The organism is Paenibacillus sp. J31P13 (assembly GCF_056269295.1).
On sequence record NZ_JBWDNR010000009.1, the window covers coordinates 1 to 21,924 of the forward strand.

Below are 21,924 nucleotides of genomic sequence, written 5' to 3' on the forward strand. Positions count from 1 at the left end.
ACGACGAGGTTGATAGGTTCGGGGTGGAAGCACAGCAATGTGTGGAGCTGACGAATACTAATCGGTCGAGGGCTTATCCTAAAAATGGTTTGCTGTGACCCATACATCCAGTAAGCAATAGCTTTAAGGCTTCAGCAGCCTCTATCTTTCATATCCAGTTTTCAGGGCGCAACTCCCTAATGCTTTTGCATTAGTGAACCACCCACATCAGTGGGTTTTGTTCTGTCAGTGAGAAATTTTCAATTTAACGACGCGGGGTGGAGCAGCCCGGTAGCTCGTCGGGCTCATAACCCGAAGGCCGCAGGTTCAAATCCTGCCCCCGCAACCAAGGTTTCACTTTCGGATTTATCCGAGCTTACATATATGGAGCTGTGGTGTAGTGGCCCAACATGCCTGCCTGTCACGCAGGAGACCGCGGGTTCGAATCCCGTCAGCTCCGCCATTTTTCTTAAAAAAAGTGATTCTGATTTACGTTGGGGTTTAGCCAAGCGGTAAGGCAACGGACTTTGACTCCGTCATCTCAGGTTCGAATCCTGAATCCCCAGCCATATATTTGCGGAAGTGGCTCAGCGGTAGAGCATCGCCTTGCCAAGGCGAGGGTCGCGGGTTCGATTCCCGTCTTCCGCTCCATCTTTTACATTCCAAACACCTTGCATTGCGAGGTGTTTTTTTGTTATGAATAAAGGTATAACATGAACATGAATGGAATGGGTGAGTGAAACGATGCGGAGATTAGTGTTTTTTGTAGGCGGTGCTGGCGCAGGCAAGACAACGTTAGCGAAGTCTGTAGCCAAGCGGAGAGGCATAACCTTGCTTGATATGGATACACTGCTGCGTCCGGCTGCAGTTGCCCTCATGACGCAAGCTGGCCTTGATCCGAGTGATAGAGACTCTAAAGCGTACAAGACGCTCTGTCGTGATCTTGGCTATCGTATTACGATGGATGCGGCGCTGGAGAACGTTGCTCTTGGAAATGATGTATTAGTGATTGGTCCTTTTACAAAAGAAATAGAGACCCAGAATTGGATCGAGCAGGAGCTCTCATCCATCGGGGCCTCATTAGAAGATGTGGTCGTAAAGGTTGTCTTCGTCTCGCTTACGGACGAGCAGCATTACTATAACCGTATAGTGGAGCGCAGATCAGAGATCGACCAGTGGAAGCTGGATAACTGGGATCAATTTCGCCTGTCCCTAAAGAAGAAAACGTTAAGCTGGAGCCTGCCTTCGTCCTCTGTCTTATATTTTGATAATTCCAAGGCATTAGATGAGCATTCGTTACAAATGCTGGAGCATTTTATATTTAATGATCTCATTTAACTCGGGTTGAAGCATGTTATTTCGCTATCATTTCTTGTAATTTATTATATAAAGCTCTAGTTACAACTGGATCTTTGTCATTATAAATGACATAGTTATCTTTCAATTTTATAAACAAGTATGGCGGCGAATTTTTGAAAATATACAGCTTGGTTGCTCCAAGCTTCTCCATGGAGAAGCTGCCTCTAGCATATTTGGAGGTTGCGATGCCATTTGATCTAAAGCCTGAAGGAATGGTGTCCTCCAACTTGACCTCCTGTATATCCTCGACTGAGAATCTATAATCATATTGCGGATAATCAATCGTTATGGCTCCTGATTCTTCTATTAGTAAGGAGGGAGACGTATTATCGGATTGTATGGTCAAGAAGCCCGTTAAGATGACCAATAGAAGTACGATTATGATACTGCCGTTTTGCATCGATCTTCCAGCTGGGGTTGCCATATTAAAAGTTGTGCCAATCCCTCTACGCTTTGCAACCTTGATAGATGTATCGTTGGGATTATGATACGTGAAACCGTCAATCCACCAAGCATCATCATCGGAGACGATAGCTTTTCCGTCGGTATCTGCAAGACTCTCCTCTAGTGCGCGAACTTTATTATGTACAAAAAATATACTTCCAAGCGGAACGAGCGATACCATAATGATACCGATGATCCAATAGGTAAAGCTGGAGGAGTTGCCTTGTGTTAGGATACTGTAGGCCACGATTGCGTTTAAGCTTTCGAATATAGCCATGCCTATCCATAAAATAGACCAGTAACGCTTGCTCCTTCCATTTAGAGCTGCATTGATATCATCGTTTTTACTATATGTCTTTGGCTTCATTTTGGCGAAAACAGAGTAAATGATATAGAGAATAACGGTCATGGCTAGTGATGCGTAACCCGTCATTTTCATTAATAGATTATCATTTTGGAAAGAAAGAATAATAGGCACAAGAGAGATAAGGGCTGGAATCAGAAACCAGTAAGGAGCTATTATTTTTGAATCCTTCAACTTAGCTACTTTACTAGTGATATCAATTAATCTTTTTTCTCCTACAAACCATTTCTTCTCTCTCTTTAATGCTGCTGCTTTATGATGAAATTTCAAGAAAGGCAGCTTGGAAGTATAGATAATTGCAACAACCCAAATGAACGTATAAATGAAAGATAATGAAAAATAATCTGCAAGCAGAAAGTATGGAATAAGAGTAAACAAAATGAGCACACCGTATACGGTATAGGCTTTTTTGTATTCGGCTTGCAGCTGTTTAATCGCGTTATCGTTCTGGGCTTGTTCAGGCAGTGACACTCCAAAAATGATGTTATTTTTGAGTTTGCCTTGACCGAAAAAAACGGCAAGAATACAAATATAAATGATGAATGTTATTAAAAGTAAAATCATGGACAACTACATCCTCCTAGTCTGATCAGTCATACTTATTGACGGCAGCGGCAGATATCTTGGCACTAGTTGCCTATATTAATACAAGTATAGGGGCTTGTCAAAGGATAGGCTAGAAGATTTCTGGCAGTATGCTTGAAGCACGTCTATAATGAATACGAGAGCTTAGAACATAAGGTAACGATAATAGAAAGAAAAATAAGTAGGAAATATACGAATGTAAGGAGCAACTAGCATGATACGATTTGGCATTATCGGCACGAACTGGATTACGGAGTCTTTTATTGAGGCGGCGCTAACGGTTGAAGACTTTTCATTGACCGCCGTATATTCTCGTTCAGAGGAAACGGCGAGAACCTTTGCGGCGAAGCATGGAATTGCGAACATTTTCACGGATATTGAGAAGATGGCAGAAAGCGGAGAGATCGACGCGGTATATATTGCGAGTCCAAACTCCTTTCATGCAGGACATGCGATCGCTTGTATGAACAAAGGCATTCATGTGCTTTGTGAAAAACCAATTGCTTCCAATGCTCGCGAGCTAAGAGGAATGATTGAAGCTTCCAAGAAGAACGGTGTTTTATTAATGGAGGCATTAAAATCTACGCTGCTGCCGAACTTCAAAGCTATTCAAGAGAATATAGATAAGCTAGGAATGATTCGTCGCTATTTTGGAACCTATTGTCAGTATTCATCCAGATATGATGCTTACAAGGCAGGCACAGTGCTCAATGCATTCAATCCGGTCTTCTCGAACGGAGCTTTGATGGATCTCGGTATCTATTGTATTTATCCGCTTGTTGCACTGTTCGGCAAGCCTGAGATCGTTAAAGCGACAGGTGTTATGCTGGAGTCTGGTGTGGATGGGGAAGGCAGCCTATTGCTGAAATACCCGAATATGGATGCTGTCATTATGTATTCGAAAATCACACACTCCTCACTGCCGTCTGAAATTCAAGGTGAGCTTGGAAGCATCGTCATTGATAAAATTAGTGATTCCAACAAAATTGAGATTCAATATCGAAACGGAAGCTCAGAGGATATTTCTCAGCCTAACGTGAGCAATACGATGTACTATGAAGTAAAAGAGTTTATTGAGCTTATTAAGGCAGGAAAAACAGAGTCTACCGTAAATTCCTTTGAAAACTCGTTATTAACGATGGAAATTATGGACGAGGCAAGAAAACAAATGGGACTTGTCTATCCGGCTGATGCAGTGGAGTAAATAGAAAGCTTGTAGGGAGCAGCATGGAGCTGCTCCTTTTTTTGTTGCTATTGGCACTAGTAACCATGACTAATAGCCTATTTTTGGAAAAAACGATTGACAACGTCATTTGATAATGTCAAAATAACAATATCAAATGACGGATACCAATCATAAGGATGTGATAAGAAGCATGGTGGAGGATGAATCCAACTATAGTGCCAGCCATTACCGTTCACCCGATGGAGCACCCGCAGATATCGTTATTTTTACCATAGTGTCGACGGAGAAGCAGTCATCTAAGAAGGCTCTGCCAACTAGAGAATTACAGGTTCTGCTAGTCCAGCGCAATGTATGGCCCTTCAATGGACAGTGGGCGCTCCCGGGCGGATTTACAAAGGAAACGGAAACGGTATACGAGTGCGCGATACGTGAGCTGGAGGAAGAGACAGCCGTAAAGGATGTTCATATCGAATATTTCAATGTGTACAGTGCACCTGAACGAGATCCACGGGGATGGATCATCTCGCATGCTTTCTTAGCGCTTGTAAATGAAAAAATGCTGGATAAGCGGGCTGCTGATGTAGATGCATCTGATGTTGGATTGTTTGCAGTCGAGGATGCGCTGAATATGGATCTTGCTTTTGATCATCGGCAAATTCTAACTGATGCGCTGGAAGGCATTCGCAAGAAAATGCTGACCACGAAGATTGCTAAGGAATTTCTTCCTGAAGCATTTACTCTTAGTGAGCTCTATCAGGTTATTCGAACGGTTGTGCCAGGATTTGAGGAACCGAACTTTATTCGTAAGCTAACGTCAACCAAAAGTCGCAGCTCCATTATCGAGGAAGCTAAGGATGAGTTTGGAAAGCCTATGCAATCCAATCAATACTCTCAGCGGGCGGCGCAATTGTACAAATTCACGAATGAGGAACCCCAATTGTCCATATATAGCTGAACATACAAGAGGAGTGTGATGAGATGCTGAAGTTGAATGGCATGGAGCTTGGTCTAAAGACGTTTCCGAACGGGGAAACGCTGGTGAATGGGGATGAAATTTTAACGCATATGACGGATTTCAACACCATCGCTTGGAAATATGAGAATGACGGCGACCTCATTAAGCTGATGTTCGTGAAAAGTTATTTGGATGAGCGAAGAGTCAAATGCTCGCTGACGATTTACTATATGCCTTATAGTCGGATGGATCGAGTGGAGGGCAGGTCGGCTTTTACATTGAAATATACGGCAGCATTTATTAACAGCATGAATTTCGAATCGGTCATTGTCATTGAGCCGCATTCCGATGTATCGCTTGCCTTAATTGACCGAAGCATTGGGAAGTATCCGACCATTCAGCTGCTTGATCAGGTTGTAGAGGAAATAGGATTTCAGCCGGAGAAGGACTTTCTATTTTTCCCCGATGCTGGCGCGCAGAAGCGTTACAGTAAGGTGGATGGTTATAAACAGCTAGTCGGGTTTAAGGTTCGTGACTTTCAGACGGGTGAAATTAAGAGTCTTGATGTAGTGGGGCATGTAGACGGCGGAGCTTTTAAAGCCATTATTGTAGATGATCTCTGCTCTTATGGCGGGACGTTCATGCGAAGTGCTGAGAAGCTGAAGGAGCTTGGCGCATCTCATATTTATTTGCTGGTTGGCCATTGTGAGAAGTCGATTCATAAAGGAAACATATTAGACTCAGATCTCATCGACAAAGTGTTTACGACTGATACGATATTGGATGAAGCAGGTCATGAGAAAATTCACGTATTCGAAATGGGAGGTCTTTAAGATGACACAAGCATTCGTTTATCCAGCTACGCTGTTATGTGATTTTTATAAAGTAAGCCACAAAAATCAATACCCAAAAGGCACGGAACTTGTCTACTCGACTTGGACAGCACGTACGAGCAGACTTCAAGAAATGAATGAGGTTGTTGCCTTTGGATTTCAATCCTTCATTAAACAATATGTGATTCAATACTTTAATGAGCATTTCTTCGCAAGAGCGAAGGCGGACGTTGCAGCGGAATACAAACGGGTCATTCAACACGCACTTGGTGCAGCAGAACCGGATGCATCGCATATTGAGGAGCTTCATGACCTCGGATATCTGCCTATAAAAATAAAAGCGGTTAAGGAAGGTACGCTTGTACCTATTAAGGTACCGATGCTGACGATTGAAAATACTAAGCCGGAGTTTTTCTGGTTAACCAACTATTTGGAGACGTTGATGTCGTGCCAGCTATGGATGCCGGCGACGAGCGCTACGCTTGCTTTTGAATATCGTAAGATTCTCGAGGCTTATGCGCTTCAGACAAACGGAGACACAGCAGGTGTACCGTTCCAAGGACATGATTTCTCGATGAGAGGAATGGGCGCATTGGAAGCGGCTTTGGGCAGCAGCGCGGGACATCTCCTTTCGTTTACCGGAACAGACACAATTCCTGCAATTTTATATTTGGAGAACTACTATAATGCCAATATTGAGAAAGAGCTTGTAGGAACCTCGATACCGGCAACTGAGCATAGTGTCATGTGCGCGCATGGTCGGGATGAGATGAGCTCGTACCGCTATTTAATTAAGGAGGTATACCCTAGCGGCTTCGTCTCGATTGTATCGGATACATGGGATCTATGGAGCGTGCTAGATGTCGTAATTCGCGGTTTAAAAGACGATATTATGAGCAGAGACGGCAAGGTTGTGATTCGCCCTGACAGTGGTGACCCAGTCTTGATCATTTGCGGTGATCCTGATGGGGAAAGCGAGTTTGAGCGCAAAGGTGTCATCGAAATATTATGGGATATTTTCGGCGGAACGATTACGGAGAAGGGCTATAAACAACTCGACTCGCACATCGGCGCTATTTATGGCGATGCCATTACGATCTCGCGCTGCAGTGAAATTTGCGAGCGCCTCGCAGCGAAAGGCTTCGCTTCGACGAATATGGTCTATGGTATTGGATCGTTTACGTATCAATATAATACACGTGACACATTCGGATTTGCTCTTAAATCGACATTCACCATCGTGAACGGGGAAGAACGGAAAATTTATAAAGATCCGAAAACAGATAGCGGTGTGAAAAAATCGCAGACCGGTCTTGTGCTCGTAACTGAAGAAGATGGCAAACTTACCTTTACTGATAATCTAAGCGTTGCAGAATATGAAGCGAGAAAAGCGGAAGATATGCTTGAGGTTGTTTTCGAAGATGGTAAGCTCATACGCGATCTTACGCTAGCAGAAGTTCGCTCGAACTTATTGGCTCATTTATGACAATAAACAGAGACCATAAAAATGATGGAAAATAAATTATTGCGAGTCACATTACTGATTGTCATGGCTTCTTTACTATTAATCTTCATATACAATGAACGAAGCCCTGCGAGTACTTCTATATCAAAATCAACAGAGACAACGGTCTCGGACGAGAATGTTGAACAATTGACAATTAGTGAAGAGAACGGTGAAAGCTTCAGTCTATTTGTCAAAGATATACCCTTATATCAGGATTATCTCGATACACAAGAGAATCGTAAGAATGAGATAGACCGAACGCAGTTTACAATATTAGATGCTGCACAAGGAATAAAGTACGTATTATTACAATACAGCTGTGGAAATAAGCTCTGCGATACTCTACTGGTAAAGGTAAGCGACTCCAATGTTGAAAGCCTTGCTTTGGTAAATGGAATCTTTCAGGATTATAAGATTTCGGCTGATAACGGGAAAGCATTATTGAGATATGGCTATCATGAAGGCTACGATGTTATTCGGCATATTCTTATAGCCATTGATTTAGTGCAGTTAAAGATTATGCCGCATCCATCTACTGATCAAGCTAATGCATATATGGATACGGATAGCCCAACTTGGCCTATTCTTGATTACAATTGGTTAGATAATAAACGTTTTATTATAAAGTCAGCAGATCTACAATCTTCAGATTTCGAAGCGATTAAAGAATGGTATGCCTCAGCTACCCAAAATACGAAAAATATTGAAATTTTACTACAAGATCATTAATCCTATATCCCATACCAAAAAGCCCTCCTCATCTGCCTAGCGCAGATGAGGAGGGCTTTTTTATATGCTCAGTGGCATTTCACTAGAACATTAAGATTCAGTTGAATCGTTATTATTTGGTTTGCCGGCCGCATCCAAAGATTTTGCAATCGGTTTGGATCCGGAAGCTAGAAGTGTATCCTTGGCAGGCGCAGCTTCATTCATCGCGTAGATTTGTTTAAGGGTATCAAAATCCTTGGAAGATGTCGTGTTCGCAATGATCTCCCGATTTTGGACGAAGCTGCGTGTTTTTTGAACAAGATGGCTTAGTAAATCATCGGCTTTATGCATGCTTATAATATAGCGCGGGCCGGAGAGATTACCGGAGCCTGAGCCGGCAAGCGTGCTAGTTACAAGTCTCGTGACGAGCAGCCAAGGGCTGAATGATGAACGTACAATCGTATTCTCGCTGCGAGTGGAATCCGTAATAGCCATGCCAACGGAAACCTTTGATTCGGTATACGTGCCTTCACCCTGAAATTGAATGAGATAGCTTGTAAAATGCATCTCTGCCCAATACATATGAGCCAATAGAAGCGCGGAGAAGCCGCATAAGCCTAATACAATGGGATAAAAGAGTTCATTGAATAGATCTTGGAAATGAACGCCGCTATCTATATTTTGATTTAGTAGGAATAGAAATAGAGCCCCGCAAATAACGAGGAGATGTCCGCCAACCGAAATCCATAGTCTTAATTGCTGCAGCAATGGCGGATAGGCGATTTCTTCGAAAATCGGCTGTGTTTCTTGTATCGTATCGCCGTTAAAGCTCCCCTTATCCATACTCCCCTCCATTTGGAGTGTAGGCATTAATTCTCTATATACGCGGTTAGGGAACTCCTTGTACCGCAATGATGCCAGCTCCATATCCAATGATCGGAAGAAATCTTGAGGATGAACATTTTCTTGCCAATGCTCCCGAAACTCAGAAACCTCTGTAAGCGGATCATACAATTCAGAACGTGTTTTTGAGATGAAAATAGTGACTAGAGTAAGAATGGTGATAAATACAAATATAAAGGCTAACGGCAGTGCCGGTTGTAAGCCGATGACTGGAATCTCAATATTTTGTCTTACAAGCAGCTCTCCAACAGTAGGAATGACTAAGGAAATGAGCGGAACTAAAAACAGGAAGAAACGATTTCCAATAATAAGCTGATTATTATTCACTTTCTTCAAGGTAGGTGCATTAAAGAGCCAAAGTGCAATGACAAAGACGAGCAAGCTGACTCCCAGCCACGTGCCAACCGGACTTGAAGTTAGTGATGTGAGACCTAGCATGCCCGAGAGAAGAGATAAAAGATAAGCGCCTAAAGCAAGATAGGCATAGCTGGTGTTATGGATGACGATATGCAAAAAATTCCGCATAGAGTAGGGCAGAAAGAGCATTTTAGGAAAAATACTGAAGATCATTCGATCCAGCAGCGTATTCGGTTCAACGAATGTGATGTTCTTACGTCCTGCCAGCATCTGGTCCAAGTGTTGATCATGATAAGCGGCATGCGGCTCGAAAACATGCTTTTCACTGCGTGCTTGATTATTGCTTAAGCTGGTTGGAATACCTCTGCCAATGTAGAAGCGGAAGAGCTTCAATAAACCTTTTGTCATAAAAGTAGTGCCGACACCGAGTAAAAGCAGACTTTGAATGAGTTGAAACCAGCCGGCTATGGCTGCATCGTCACCTAATTCTTTTCGCATAATCATAATAGAAAGGACACCGATGAGTGCGATAAGAATACCGCTAATTAAATAAAGTAATCCCTCACGTTTAAATGGATTTTTAATGTCTGGCGAATTGGAACCAAACTGAAATGACATGATGTAACCCCGCCTTCTTCTTAGCTATATCCCATTATTATGGAATACCGATTGGAATAGCGCAATGAAAATATGGATAGGGCTAAAGTACCGAGACGAGAAAAATGTTCTCTTTTTTTGCTCATAGAGGTTTTGTCGCATCGGCAGGTGGGTAATAGGAAATAGTAGTTATTGAACAAGGAGGGGATTCGCGTTGTCACTAACACCAGAACAGCGGATTCAATTACATGGCTTCAATAACCTGACGAAGTCGTTAAGTTTCAATATGTATGACGTATGTTATACAAGAACGAAGGAAGAACGAGAAGCCTATATCGCCTATATCGATGAGCAATATAACTCGGATAGGCTAACGAAAATTTTAAGCACAGTATCAGGCATTATAGGCGCTCACGTCTTAAATATCGCAAAGCAGGATTACAATCCGCAGGGTGCGAGCGTTACGCTTCTCGTATCGGAGGGACCGGTATTGGAAGCAAAGACGGAGACATTCGATGAGTCGCCAGGCCCACTGCCCGATACCGTTGTGATGCATTTGGATAAAAGCCATATAACGGTGCATACCTATCCAGAATATCACCCGAATGAAGGAATCAGCACATTTCGTGCGGACATTGACGTGTCTACGTGCGGTGAAATCTCCCCGCTTAAGGCACTCAATTATTTAATTCATTCCTTTGACACTGATATTATGACGCTGGATTATCGGGTGCGTGGGTTCACGCGTGATATTAAAGGACATAAGCTGTTCATCGACCATGATATTAATTCAATCCAAAACTACATACCGAAGGATATATGCCAGCAGTATGACATGATTGACGTTAATATTTATCAGGAAAATGTATTTCACACCAAATGCAAGCTGAAGCAATTTGATTTGAACAATTATTTGTTTGGCTATACGAAGGACGAATTGTCGGCTAAGGAACAAGAGGAAATTACGAAAAGGCTGAAAACTGAGATGGATGAAATCTTTTATGGGAAAAATATAAGGAGCTGATCTTACATGTCTAACTCTACAACGAAGAAGAAAATAAACCCTCCGCAGCATCAAAAGGTGCAACCAGGTATTGAATCCGAAATGAAGCCCTTGCCGATCTATGAGTCCGACTCTTATAAAGCAGCGGGCAAGCTGAAAGGGAAAACGGCAATCATTACAGGTGGAGACAGCGGGATCGGCAGGGCGGTAGCAGTTGCTTATGCCAAGGAAGGCGCAGATGTTGCTATCGTTTATTTGAACGAGCATGAGGATGCGAATGAAACGAAAGCGATCATTGAGAAGGCTGGTGTGAAGTGCTTGTTGATTGCCGGCGATGTTGGTGATGAAGCTTTCTGTAAAAGCGTTATCGATCAAACGATTGAAAAATTCGGCAAGCTCGATATTTTGGTTAATAATGCAGCTGAGCAGCATGTTCAGCAAAAGCTTGAGGATATTACCTCAGACCAACTAACGACGACTTTCCGCACCAATGTATTCAGTATGTTCTATTTGACGATTGTCGCTCTGCCGCACTTAAAGAAATCCAGCTCGATTATCAATACAGCCTCCATTACCGCTTATCAGGGTAATCCACAGTTAATTGATTACTCCGCGACCAAAGGAGCGATAGTCTCGTTTACTCGCGCACTAGCGAATAATGTTGTTGAACAGGGCATTCGCGTGAATGGCGTTGCGCCTGGACCCATTTGGACGCCGCTAATTCCCGCCTCTTTTGGGGAAGATGACGTCGCGACATTCGGATCAGATACGCCTATGAAGCGTCCAGGTCAGCCGCATGAGCTTGCTGCGGCTTATGTGTATCTGGCATGCGATGACTCCAGCTATATGTCAGGTCAAATTCTTCATATTAATGGTGGACAAGTCGTTAATGGTTAACCATTTAAGTAAATAGGATCAGATAACTGCCAGCATTACCCTAAGTCTGAACTTTTTTATAAGGTTCAAGCTTGGGGCAAGCTGGTTTTTTCTTTATTCCATTTAAAAGGAAGACGCCAAGAGCCTTTCACTATGAAATGAGGTTTAACTATGTACATAATACGTATCGATTGCATGCAATCACTCAAGGATATCCAATTTTATAATAGAAGGAGTGTAGCGTTTCGGTTGCTAGAGCAAAGAAAGAATATTTGGTTCATTAAAAGTGAATTAGGGTAAATTCAATACCATGCGGTAGCAACCATTGGAATCTAAGAGACATAACTTAAGGGGTGTGCTTTAAAAATGAATACGAATCCTAAACGAAAAAGAATAAAGGTGTACATAGCGTTGTTAACAGCGGGACTTCTCCTATTAAGCGTTATTCCATGGTCTAGTTCAGATGGCGAGAGCCGAGCAGCTGCAGGATATGATGCAAGTGATAAATCATGGAGAGTGGATCTGGCAGAATCTGAATCGAATGATGAGCTTGAAAATAGAACAAATAATACCAGCATCCGCGCCTACCAATATAGTCCAGCTTCACTGCCTGCATTGCAAATGTTCCCAGGAGGTTCGGATTTTCAAACGTTGATGGGATCGGGACCGAATGTATTTGGAGAGAATGAACTCCTTACTTTTGAAACAATGAGTGTTGGAGAGAAGGCCTTTCGGTCAGAAGATTACGAAGCGATAAGGGAAGCGGACGGTAATTACTTGCAAGATCATACATCCGAGCCCTTTACCTATCAACGATTTCAAATTGAGCTTGATGAGCGTACTCGGGATACAGATGTCGTCCAGGTGCAATGGAAGGGGAAATCAGTTGAAGGTCGCAAGGTGTCCTTATACGCATGGAGCCCATCACTAAAAAAGTGGTATGAGCTGCAATCAGAGATAGCGGGAAATGCCCCTTTATCATTAAAGGGGGAAGCTGTAGCTGGAGATTTTCGAGACGGGAATCGTATACAGGTTATTGTACATGAGCAGGTAGAGGAAGAGAATGAACCTGAATCATTTTCCTTTGTATGGATGTCGGATACACAATATTATTCGAGAAACTACGAACGTTATTATCGGGATATTGTTCATTGGATTAAGGATAATCAAGAAGAAAAGCAAATTAAATATGTCATTCACACAGGGGACATCATTGATGACCACAGTCAAGCTAAGCAATGGGTTGAAGCAGATACCAATATGAAAGTTCTTGATGATGCTGATATTCCATATGGTGTATTAGCCGGCAATCATGATGTTAATCACGATGCTGTATCCTACAAGCAATATGGGAAATGGTTTGGAGACGAACGGTTTAAAGCTAAACCGACGTTTGGCGACTCTTACAAAAACAATAGAGGTCATTATGATTTGGTTTCTGCAGGGGGACAGGATTTCATTATTGTATATATGGGATGGGGACTTGGCAAAGCGGAGCTTGAGTGGATGGATAAAGTAGTCAAACAATATCCAGACCACATGGGGATACTGGCTTTTCATGAATATTTGCTCGATACAGGCGAGAGAGCGCCGATCGGGGAGAAGGTGTATCAATCGGTAGTATTGCCTAACAAAAATGTCGTCGCAACACTATCCGGGCATTACCATGGCGCAATGCTCAAGGCCGATGCCATTGATGATGATGGTGACGGAACGCCGGATCGCAACGTTTATCAAATGCTAGCCGATTATCAAAATGCTGAGGACGGCGGACTAGGTTATATTAGGCTTTTGAAATTCGATGCTTTGAATAAAAAGCTGCACATCCAAACCTATTCGCCTACATTGGATAAATTCAATTATTATGATCGTGAACAGTTCCCTGAAAAAGATGAATTTTCCTTGGACATGGAGTTTGGATCTATTAATAAACGAATAGCTACGGATTTCTTTGACGTTCGAATAAATAAGTAGAGCTCGCTCATTTGACTATGGTCTTCATAATTCGATACAATGCTTGCTATAGCAAGGATGTACCGTACATATTTTCTACCTGGAAGGGAGAGCTTTTAAAAATGAGTGAATTTGAAAATCATTTACAAAAATATGCCGAGCTGATCGTCAAAGTCGGTGTAAACGTACAGCAAGGACAAGAGGTATTCGTAACAGGCTCCGTCGATAATGCAAAGCTTGTAAGACTCGTAGCAAGCAAGGCGTATGATGCTGGTGCAAGCAATGTGCATGTAGATTGGACGGATGATTCCTTGTCACGTTTGAAGTATGAAAAAGCGGCTGATGAGGTGTTTACTAACTTCCCTGAATGGGAGACGGGTAAGCGCAATTCATTTGTTGAGCGCGGTGCAGCATTTATTTCCATCGTGTCATCAAGCCCTGATTTGCTCAAAGGAATTGATTCAGCACGGATCTCGAGCTTCCAGAAAGCTTCTGGTCAAGGGCTGAAGGAGTTCCGCAGAGCCATTCAAGCGGATAAAGTAAGCTGGACTGTCGTTGCGGCAGCTAGTCCGCAATGGGCTCAAAAAGTGTTCCCAGAAGCCGATGAAACTGAAGCAGTCAAATTGCTTTGGAAAGCGATCTTTGATTCCGTAAGATTGCACACAGCGGACCCAGTCAAAGCATGGGAAGAGCATAATGCAACACTGCATACCAAAGGCGAGAAGCTGAATGAGTTTCATTTTCAAAAATTGCATTACACGGCTCCGGGAACTGACCTTACAATTGAATTGTCTGATAAGCATGTATGGGTCGCAGCCGGCAGCACAAATATAAACAATGTTCCTTTTATGGCGAATATGCCAACAGAGGAAGTGTTCACGGTGCCTCTAAAAACAGGTACGAATGGCTACGTTTCAAGCACGAAGCCGCTTAGCTACGGAGGCAATGTAATTGATAACTTCAAAATCACCTTCGAGAATGGTCGGATTGTGAAGGTAGAAGCGGGCGAGGGAGAAGAAATTCTGAAGCAGCTCGTTGAGATGGACGAAGGCTCACATTATTTGGGCGAGGTTGCACTTGTTCCTCATGAGTCGCCAATTTCTCAATCTAACATTTTGTTCTATAACACGCTGTTTGATGAGAATGCATCCAACCATCTTGCAATCGGCAGCGGCTATGCCTTTAACATCGAGGGCGGTAAGACGATGTCTCCTGAGGAGCTAGAGGAGAATGGTGTCAATGCCAGCATTACGCATAATGATTTCATGATCGGCTCTGCCGAAATGGACATAGACGGTATTTTGAAGGATGGTACAGTCGTTCCTGTATTCCGTAAGGGAAATTGGGCGTTTTAATTAAAGGATAATTAAAGGATCTAGAAAACCCAGAGAAGCAATTGCTTCTTTGGGTTTTTATTTTTCTTATATAAGGAAATAAATACATATTAAAGGCGAATGCCCAAACAGCTATATGACATTTGTCATATAGCCGTATTGACGTTTATGACTACTTTGTCCTGACATTTCCCTTTACAATAAAGTTAGAATAGTGCGAAAGACGTCCAGGACACACTCCAAGCGTCAAATTGAGGAGGAATTATGAGATGACAGAGCCGAAATTAGCTCACCTGAAGAAAGAAGTAGCCCCTTTTGAGAAAACGGATTTGAATTCGAGTATCAGACAGCTTGTTAACACCTTAGTGCCGCTCGTAATACTTTGGTATGCCTCTTACTTAAGTCTTTCGATTTCCTATTGGCTGACCATCCCTCTCGCGCTGCTTACTTCTGGTTTTGTTATTCGGACGTTCATCATTTTTCATGATTGCTGTCACGGATCTTTTTTCAAAAGCAAAAGAGCAAATGACATTTTTGGAACCATTACGGGTGTCATTACGCTTGTCCCATATAGACAATGGAAAAATTCGCATTCGATTCATCATGCAACAAGCAGCAACCTCGACAAACGAGGGACTGGCGATCTATGGATTCTAACTGTAGAAGAATATGCTGCAGCACCAATGATGCGTCGTATTGCTTACCGTATGTACCGTCACCCGATTGTTATGTTTGGACTTGGCCCAATCGGTGTTTTCCTGCTTCAATATCGCTTTAATGTAAAAGGCGCTAGAAGAAAAGAGCGGATGAATACGTATTTGACTAATGTACTAATCGTTGGTCTGTATGCATTGCTGATCTGGGCAATTGGCTGGCAAGCATTTGTACTTGTTCAAGGTCCAGTCTTCTTCATCTCTGGTCTGCTAGGTATCTGGTTATTCTATGTTCAACATCAATTTGAAGATTCTTACTTTGAAAATGAAGACGAGTGGAGCTACGTGAAGGCTGCTGTAGATGGAAGCTCGTATTATAAATTACCTAAGGTTCTGCAATGGATTACAGGAAACATCGGTTTCCACCATGTTCATCATTTGAGCCCGAAGGTGCCTAACTACAATTTGGAGAAGGCGCATAATGCAACGCCGCCGCTTCACAAAGCTACGACAATCAATATTAGTGAGAGCTTGGAGTCGCTTCAATTCCGTTTATGGGATGAATCAAACAAAAAATTTGTCAGCTTCAAAGGCATTAAGCAGCGTCTGAAAAAAGTGGATCCTGTGGCAGTTGAGAAGTTGAAATCGACATCGCCAAGCTTAAAGTTTAAATAATTGAAGCCTATCTTGGGCAGAAATAGGTTTACTGCTAAACAAATATGCTAAAATAAATTATGTCTTCTTCAGGAATCAAATGAGCTATCAGGAAAAAGGGTGGACGACTTTGAATAAGTGGTATCAGATTTTTCACAAAAACACAGGTCTAAACCCTTATGTTTGGGTCGTCTTCTGTATCCTGCCTTTCTATTTTATCTTTCGGTCTTCCTCGCCCTATGAGGTTGTATCCGGCATTATAATGATCATCCTTTTCTTCGTATGCTACAGGCTTTCATTTGTATCAAAAGGATGGCTCGTCTATTTCTGGACTAGTGTGCAAATCGTCATATCCATTGCGATGACCTTATTGTTTAGCTATGTCTATTTTTCTATTTTTCTTGCTTTCTTTATTGGGAATATTCAGAATCGCGCTGGTTTCTTTACCCTATATACCATTCATATTGTGAGCACATTTGTTACCGTCAATTATGGCTTTGCTACTCAGAATAAATTGTTTTTTACGCAATTTCCGTTCATTTTAATCAGTCTGATTATGGTTATTCTGATTCCCTTCAACACCTTTAACCGAAATAGGCAGGGACAATTGGAAGGACAGCTGGAGGATGCGAATAAACGAATTTCTGAGCTTGTGAAAATGGAGGAGCGGCAGCGTATTGCCCGTGACCTGCATGATACACTGGGACAGAAGCTTTCCTTGATCGGTTTAAAGAGTGATTTAGCGGGGAAATTAATGATTAAGAACCCGGCACAAGCACAAGCTGAAATGAATGATGTTCGGCAAACGGCAAGAATGGCATTAAAGGAAGTAAGGGAAATGGTTACACAGATGCGGGGCGCGAGACTAGAGGATGAGCTCTTCCGCGTGAAGCAGATTTTGAAAGCCGCTGAGATTGATTGCAGGCTTATCGGAGATATGAAGCTCGGCGTTACAGATTTGTTGACTGAGAATGTAATGAGCATGTGCTTGAAGGAAGCCGTGACCAACGTGGTCAAGCATAGCAGCGCCTCAACTTGCATGATCATGATAGAATCAGCACGAACGGAGCTTGTTCTCAAAGTGGAAGATGATGGAGTCGGTATTGCAGAACAGGATAGAAACTATAGAGGTCATGGTCTTCAAGGGATGAAGGAACGACTCGAATTTGTAAATGGAACACTCGAGATTGTTTCGGGTCAAGGAACCACGCTTATTATAAGAGTACCTAAGGTACTAAAACAAGTCTAATACGGAGTATGAAAGGAGTGAGGGAATTTGATCTCAATCGTTATTGCTGAAGATCAGCGCATGCTGTTAGGCGCCCTCGCCTCTCTGCTCGATTTGGAAGAGGACATGAAGGTCGTGGGAAGAGCCAGCAACGGTGAGGACGCGATTAAGCTGGTACATGAGCTAAAACCAGATATCTGTATTATGGATATTGAAATGCCGGCTAAGACAGGATTGGATGCAGCAGAAGAGTTAAAGGGCCAAGGCTGCAAGGTCATGATTCTAACCACATTTGCTCGATCGGGATACTTTGAGCGAGCGCTTAAAGCAGGGGTAAGCGGGTATTTGCTAAAGGACAGTCCGAGTGAAGAGCTGGCTGACACCATTCGCAGCGTGATGGCGGGAAAACGAATTTTCGCCTCTGAGCTGGTTGATGAAGCCTACGGCAAAGAAAATCCCTTAACAGAGCGAGAGAAGGCAGTCCTTGAACTGGTTGCCGACGGAAAAAATACGAAAGAAATTGCGAGCGAGTTATTTCTGACAACGGGAACTGTTCGGAATTATATTTCCGTCATTTTGGATAAACTGGATGTCAGTAACCGTATTGAAGCGATTACACGGTTTAAAGAAAAAGGCTGGTTCAAATAAAACGCTTATGGGAACAGAATCTTGTTCTTTGTAGCGTTTTTTTCATTTTAACATTTAAAGCCGTTTACACTCTGTTTCTATGAGTTAGAATTGGTGGTAAAGGACAGAGTAGTAAGGAAGGGAGTTTATGAGATGAGCTATTCGAACTTAACGCTGCACACTGATAAATATCAAATTAATATGATGTACGCACATTGGATTCAAGGCACCTTAAATGATAAGGCTGTGTTTGAAACTTATTTCCGTAAGCTGCCATTTGGGAACGGATTTGCTGTATTTGCAGGACTGGAAAGAATCATGCAGTACATACAATCCATTCATTTTGGAGACGAAGAAATTGCTTATTTACGTACACAGGAAGAAAATTATCGGGAAGATTTTTTAGAGGAACTGCGAAATTTCCGATTTACAGGCAATATATATTCGGTTGAGGAAGGAACGCTAGTTTTTGCAAATGAGCCTCTGATCTGTGTGGAAGCAAGAATCTTTGAAGCGCAGCTTATAGAGACGGCTATTCTCAACATGATGAATTACCAAACACTAATTGCTACCAAAGCATCTCGCTTGAAGCTGATTGCCCCAAATGATGTGCTTCTTGAGTTTGGCTCTAGACGAGCACAGGAAGCGGATGCTGCAATATGGGGAGCAAGAGCCGCCTATATTGCAGGTTTCCATGCGACCTCAAATATGAGAGCAGGTATGCTATTTGGCATTCCGGCAAAAGGGACACATGCTCATTCCTGGGTGCAGGGACATGATACGGAAGAAGAAGCATTCCGGGCTTATGCGGAAGCACTGCCTGATCACGTGACCTTGCTGGTCGATACATATAATACGTTAAAAACGGGTGTACCGAATGCAATCAAAATAGCTATAATGCTCCAGAAGCAAGGTAAGAAGCTGAATGCTATTCGGCTTGACAGCGGTGACCTAGCTTATCTATCCCAAACGGCCCGTAAAATGCTGGACGAGGCAGGCTTTCCCGATGTGAAGATTGTTGCCTCAAATGACTTGGATGAAGATCTGATTGCGAACCTGAAATCCCAAGGAGCCGCTATTGATATTTGGGGAGTCGGTACGAAGCTGATTACCGCAGCGAATCAGCCTTCATTAGGCGGAGTGTACAAGCTGGTTGCAAGAGAGAAAGACGGTGTCTATGAGCCGGTTATCAAAATTTCAGCGAATCCAGAGAAGGTATCCAGTCCCGGCTTCAAAAACGTCTATCGCATTATTAATAAAGATACAGGAAAAGCAGAGGCGGATTATATAACGCTAAGAGACGAAGTACATGTTGAGGAATGGAAGCCGATTAAGCTTTTTGATCCCATTCATCCTTATATGAACAAGTATATTGAGCGATATGACGCAATCTCTTTGTTGAAGCCCATTATGATCCAAGGCGAGCTTGTATATGAGCTGCCTACTTTGGAGCATATTCGTGATTATCATGCGAAGCAAATTGAACAATTTTGGCCCCAGACTTTGCGTCGTTTAAATGCAGAGCCTTATCGGGTTAACTTAAGTGAAGCTGCTTGGACACTCAAAATGGACCTCATCAAGCAGCATCAAATATAGCTTAAAGTATGGATGCAGAACCTAACAAAATTAGGTTTTGATTTATGGAAGTAATACCCTTATGATAATTCTGTTATTGGCATCGCCTTTTCAAACAAGATAATGATGAGACGGGTGAATGAAGTGGCAGAATATTTGAGTAACGGGTTGAAATCAGCCAAAGAAGCAGGAACAGAACTTTTTGATCTTCGTGAGCATGCGAGGTACATAGGCAGACTAGATTGGACGGACCCAAAGGGACCGATCCTGTCTTGGGCAGGCAGTTCAATAGCAATTCGGTTTCAGGCGAGCGCTATAGATCTGAATATGATCGTTAGTGAGCGAGCAGATTCTTGGATGGATATAAGTTTGGACGGTGGAGCTCCTTGTAAGTATCATGTCGGTGAAGCAGATGGGTTACTTTCGATCGCGAAAGGTTTGGACAGCACCGAAGCGCATACGATCGAAATTTATAAGCGAACGGAAGCCATGTTTGGTACGATTCAATTTTTAGGTGTATCGCTTCCTGAGGGTGGAATATTTTTGACTCCCCCTCCTCATTTAATGCGAAAAATCGAGATTATTGGTGATTCAATAAGCGCAGGCTCAGGCAATGAGGGAAAGAACGGCGATCCGAACATTGCAGAGCATGAAAATAATAGCTTCGCTTATGGAACAATGGCTGCGCGCGCTTTAGATGCCGAGCATCATACGATTGCAGTATCCGGAATCGGTCTGACCGTTAATTATGGCGATGAACGTGTGAATACGATGAAGGATCAGTATGAGCTATTAAATCCACTGTATTCGGAGTCAAGATGGGATTTTGAGAATTGGATTCCGGATGTCGTGGTCATTAACCTCGGTACAAATGATAACAATTATTCGATTGATCGGGAATATTTCATTGGAACTTATACATCATTTGTATCTCGTATTCGAAATCGGTATGGTTCAGCTTCTATTTTTATGACATTAGGACCTTTCCAAACCTCTCCTGTGAAGGAACATATATGGGATGCATTCCATCATATTCGCAATGTCGGAGATGAGAATGTGCATTTCTTTCTATTCGATGAAGCGAACGCGGAGCGGGATGGAATGGGAGAAACAGGTCACCCCACGGTTATCACGCATGCTCTTATGGCGGAACAATTAGTGAAGGAAATTAAACAAAAACGGAGCTGGTAGCCGGCTTGTAAGGCAAAGGACATTCCCCTTCGTATGAGGAAAATGTCCTTTGTGTTATTCGTATTAGTTGTTTTGCAGAAAATCCATAAATAATTGCAGACGCGGTGCGATAGATCCCGGTACAAGCTCATGTCCAAAGTACCGATAGACAGCAATATCCTTCTCACAGGTTAAGTGATTATATGCGGCAAATACGGTTGATGGCGGCGTAATGTCGTCAATAAGTCCAATCGTCAACCACGAATAGCAGCGAATACGCGGTGCCAAATTCATAATGTCAAAATAGCTCAGTGTTTTCTTTGCTTTAGTCTCAAGCTCAGGGCTGCCAGAATGACGGCGGAAGTAGTCATTGAGCTCGCTGTATGGTCCGCGCGGGGTGGTATCAATCGCCCGTTCGAAATGTGACAAGTAGGGATGGTCTGCAACTGCGAGCTTAGGTATGTCCGACAAGGCTGCAGCTGCTAGCGTGAGCGCTCCGCCTTGGCTGCCGCCAGTTACAGCTATGCGGCTCTTATCCACCTCTGGCATAGCAGCTAGTACAGCGATGGCACGTACAGCATCCATATAGACAGCGCGGTAATAATACTCATCCTTATTTTGAATGCCCTTGGCCATCCATCCGGCAACATGACCGTTTGTTGAGACAACATTATCCTCACTCTCGCCATGCTGGCCGCGGCAGAACATTTTCAGAACCGCATAACCCTTCAAGGCTTGGTTCACCGTATCATGAATATCTCCGTCCATACACCAGTTATAGCCGTGATAGGCGACGATACCAGGCAGCGGCTCTGCTTGATCTGGCAATGCTAGAATTGCTTCAATTCTCGCATGATTAAAGCCTTTATAGAAAATACGATATACCTTTATACCCTTCACGGGATAGCTGAGTTCTGTTCTCTCATATTCCAGAGGGACGGCAGCTAATTCAGCTAGCGTTCTCGTCCAAAACTCGTCGAAATCAGCTTGCTTGGTGGATTCAGGTTTGTATACACGAAGCTGTTCAAGAGGCAAATCATAAGGCTGTGCCATGTCGTTACCATCCCTTTTATT

At 43.0% G+C, this 21,924-nt stretch carries 18 protein-coding genes, 4 tRNA genes and 1 rRNA gene; 20 read left to right on the plus strand and 3 right to left on the minus strand.

Going from position 1 to position 21,924, the window contains the following annotated elements; genetic code table 11:
* The 6 genes from AC0YOD_RS23425 to AC0YOD_RS23450 all read left to right on the plus strand — a co-directional run.
* Positions 1-81 (plus strand): 23S ribosomal RNA (locus AC0YOD_RS23425); the annotation flags it as partial.
* 170 nt (positions 82-251) lie between these two features.
* Positions 252-328 (plus strand) — tRNA-Met (locus AC0YOD_RS23430).
* Between the two features lie 37 nt (positions 329-365).
* Positions 366-442, plus strand: a tRNA-Asp gene (locus AC0YOD_RS23435).
* A gap of 32 nt (positions 443-474) precedes the next feature.
* Positions 475-548: transfer RNA gene (locus AC0YOD_RS23440), tRNA-Gln, on the plus strand.
* Positions 549-555: 7 nt separating this feature from the next.
* A tRNA-Gly gene (locus tag AC0YOD_RS23445) sits at positions 556-630 on the plus strand.
* Between the two features lie 93 nt (positions 631-723).
* Positions 724-1,317, plus strand: a complete 594-nt coding sequence (locus AC0YOD_RS23450; protein ID WP_475801759.1) for a P-loop nucleotide/nucleoside kinase family protein — start codon at positions 724-726, stop codon at positions 1,315-1,317.
* 16 nt (positions 1,318-1,333) lie between these two features.
* Here AC0YOD_RS23450 and AC0YOD_RS23455 read toward each other — a convergent pair whose 3' ends face one another.
* Positions 1,334-2,710, minus strand: coding sequence for a DUF5808 domain-containing protein (locus AC0YOD_RS23455; protein WP_475801760.1), 1,377 nt, complete (start codon positions 2,708-2,710; stop codon positions 1,334-1,336).
* Between the two features lie 235 nt (positions 2,711-2,945).
* Between AC0YOD_RS23455 and AC0YOD_RS23460 the strand changes: the two genes are divergently transcribed.
* The 5 genes from AC0YOD_RS23460 (at position 2,946) to AC0YOD_RS23480 (ending at position 7,941) form a co-directional block, all read left to right on the plus strand.
* Positions 2,946-3,935 carry a Gfo/Idh/MocA family protein gene (locus tag AC0YOD_RS23460; RefSeq protein ID WP_475801761.1) on the plus strand — a complete coding sequence of 330 codons (990 nt, stop codon included), beginning with the start codon at positions 2,946-2,948 and terminating at the stop codon, positions 3,933-3,935.
* Positions 3,936-4,071: 136 nt separating this feature from the next.
* Complete coding sequence (locus tag AC0YOD_RS23465) at positions 4,072-4,872, plus strand: NUDIX domain-containing protein (RefSeq protein ID WP_475801762.1); 801 nt, start codon at positions 4,072-4,074, stop codon at positions 4,870-4,872.
* 23 nt (positions 4,873-4,895) lie between these two features.
* Positions 4,896-5,705 (plus strand): ribose-phosphate pyrophosphokinase, encoded by an 810-nt coding sequence (locus tag AC0YOD_RS23470; RefSeq protein WP_475801763.1) that lies wholly within the window; start codon positions 4,896-4,898, stop codon positions 5,703-5,705.
* A 1-nt stretch (position 5,706) separates the two neighbouring features.
* Positions 5,707-7,191 (plus strand): nicotinate phosphoribosyltransferase, encoded by a 1,485-nt coding sequence (locus AC0YOD_RS23475; protein ID WP_475801764.1) that lies wholly within the window; start codon positions 5,707-5,709, stop codon positions 7,189-7,191.
* Between the two features lie 39 nt (positions 7,192-7,230).
* A complete protein-coding gene (locus tag AC0YOD_RS23480) occupies positions 7,231-7,941 on the plus strand; it encodes a hypothetical protein (protein WP_475801765.1) in 711 nt (236 codons plus the stop codon).
* Between the two features lie 90 nt (positions 7,942-8,031).
* On the opposite strand, the gene AC0YOD_RS23485 is transcribed toward AC0YOD_RS23480, so the two are convergent.
* Positions 8,032-9,798 (minus strand): hypothetical protein, encoded by a 1,767-nt coding sequence (locus AC0YOD_RS23485; protein ID WP_475801766.1) that lies wholly within the window; start codon positions 9,796-9,798, stop codon positions 8,032-8,034.
* 193 nt (positions 9,799-9,991) lie between these two features.
* Here AC0YOD_RS23485 and speD point away from each other — a divergent pair, with 193 nt between their 5' ends.
* The 9 genes from speD to AC0YOD_RS23530 all read left to right on the plus strand — a co-directional run bounded on the left by speD (position 9,992) and on the right by AC0YOD_RS23530 (position 20,871).
* Complete coding sequence (gene speD / locus AC0YOD_RS23490) at positions 9,992-10,801, plus strand: adenosylmethionine decarboxylase (protein ID WP_475801767.1); 810 nt, start codon at positions 9,992-9,994, stop codon at positions 10,799-10,801.
* 6 nt (positions 10,802-10,807) lie between these two features.
* Entirely contained in the window at positions 10,808-11,677 is an 870-nt protein-coding gene (locus AC0YOD_RS23495; RefSeq protein ID WP_475801768.1) for an SDR family oxidoreductase, read from the plus strand.
* A 345-nt stretch (positions 11,678-12,022) separates the two neighbouring features.
* A complete protein-coding gene (locus AC0YOD_RS23500; protein WP_475801769.1) occupies positions 12,023-13,630 on the plus strand; it encodes a metallophosphoesterase in 1,608 nt (535 codons plus the stop codon).
* 101 nt (positions 13,631-13,731) lie between these two features.
* Positions 13,732-14,964, plus strand: a complete 1,233-nt coding sequence (locus AC0YOD_RS23505) for an aminopeptidase (RefSeq protein WP_475801770.1) — start codon at positions 13,732-13,734, stop codon at positions 14,962-14,964.
* Positions 14,965-15,212: 248 nt separating this feature from the next.
* Positions 15,213-16,271, plus strand: a complete 1,059-nt coding sequence (gene desA / locus AC0YOD_RS23510) for a Delta(5) desaturase DesA (protein WP_475801771.1) — start codon at positions 15,213-15,215, stop codon at positions 16,269-16,271.
* A gap of 109 nt (positions 16,272-16,380) precedes the next feature.
* On the plus strand, positions 16,381-17,499 hold the full coding sequence (locus AC0YOD_RS23515; protein ID WP_475801772.1) for a sensor histidine kinase: 1,119 nt from the start codon (positions 16,381-16,383) through the stop codon (positions 17,497-17,499).
* 27 nt (positions 17,500-17,526) lie between these two features.
* A complete protein-coding gene (locus AC0YOD_RS23520; RefSeq protein WP_475801773.1) occupies positions 17,527-18,126 on the plus strand; it encodes a response regulator in 600 nt (199 codons plus the stop codon).
* Between the two features lie 132 nt (positions 18,127-18,258).
* A complete protein-coding gene (locus tag AC0YOD_RS23525) occupies positions 18,259-19,701 on the plus strand; it encodes a nicotinate phosphoribosyltransferase (RefSeq protein ID WP_475801774.1) in 1,443 nt (480 codons plus the stop codon).
* Positions 19,702-19,836: 135 nt separating this feature from the next.
* Positions 19,837-20,871, plus strand: coding sequence for an SGNH/GDSL hydrolase family protein (locus AC0YOD_RS23530; protein ID WP_475801775.1), 1,035 nt, complete (start codon positions 19,837-19,839; stop codon positions 20,869-20,871).
* A gap of 63 nt (positions 20,872-20,934) precedes the next feature.
* Here AC0YOD_RS23530 and AC0YOD_RS23535 read toward each other — a convergent pair whose 3' ends face one another.
* On the minus strand, positions 20,935-21,903 hold the full coding sequence (locus AC0YOD_RS23535) for an acetylxylan esterase (protein ID WP_475801776.1): 969 nt from the start codon (positions 21,901-21,903) through the stop codon (positions 20,935-20,937).
* Positions 21,904-21,924: the final 21 nt, after the last annotated feature.

Coding starts and splice junctions, on each gene's coding strand:
- AC0YOD_RS23450 (WP_475801759.1), top strand. CDS start 724: ATGCGGAGATTAGTGTTTTTTGTAGGCGGTGCTGGCGCAGGCAAGACA.
- AC0YOD_RS23455 (WP_475801760.1), bottom strand. CDS start 2,710: ATGATTTTACTTTTAATAACATTCATCATTTATATTTGTATTCTTGCC.
- AC0YOD_RS23460 (WP_475801761.1), top strand. CDS start 2,946: ATGATACGATTTGGCATTATCGGCACGAACTGGATTACGGAGTCTTTT.
- AC0YOD_RS23465 (WP_475801762.1), top strand. CDS start 4,072: ATGACGGATACCAATCATAAGGATGTGATAAGAAGCATGGTGGAGGAT.
- AC0YOD_RS23470 (WP_475801763.1), top strand. CDS start 4,896: ATGCTGAAGTTGAATGGCATGGAGCTTGGTCTAAAGACGTTTCCGAAC.
- AC0YOD_RS23475 (WP_475801764.1), top strand. CDS start 5,707: ATGACACAAGCATTCGTTTATCCAGCTACGCTGTTATGTGATTTTTAT.
- AC0YOD_RS23485 (WP_475801766.1), bottom strand. CDS start 9,798: ATGTCATTTCAGTTTGGTTCCAATTCGCCAGACATTAAAAATCCATTT.
- AC0YOD_RS23495 (WP_475801768.1), top strand. CDS start 10,808: ATGTCTAACTCTACAACGAAGAAGAAAATAAACCCTCCGCAGCATCAA.
- AC0YOD_RS23500 (WP_475801769.1), top strand. CDS start 12,023: ATGAATACGAATCCTAAACGAAAAAGAATAAAGGTGTACATAGCGTTG.
- AC0YOD_RS23505 (WP_475801770.1), top strand. CDS start 13,732: ATGAGTGAATTTGAAAATCATTTACAAAAATATGCCGAGCTGATCGTC.
- desA (WP_475801771.1), top strand. CDS start 15,213: ATGACAGAGCCGAAATTAGCTCACCTGAAGAAAGAAGTAGCCCCTTTT.
- AC0YOD_RS23525 (WP_475801774.1), top strand. CDS start 18,259: ATGAGCTATTCGAACTTAACGCTGCACACTGATAAATATCAAATTAAT.
- AC0YOD_RS23535 (WP_475801776.1), bottom strand. CDS start 21,903: ATGGCACAGCCTTATGATTTGCCTCTTGAACAGCTTCGTGTATACAAA.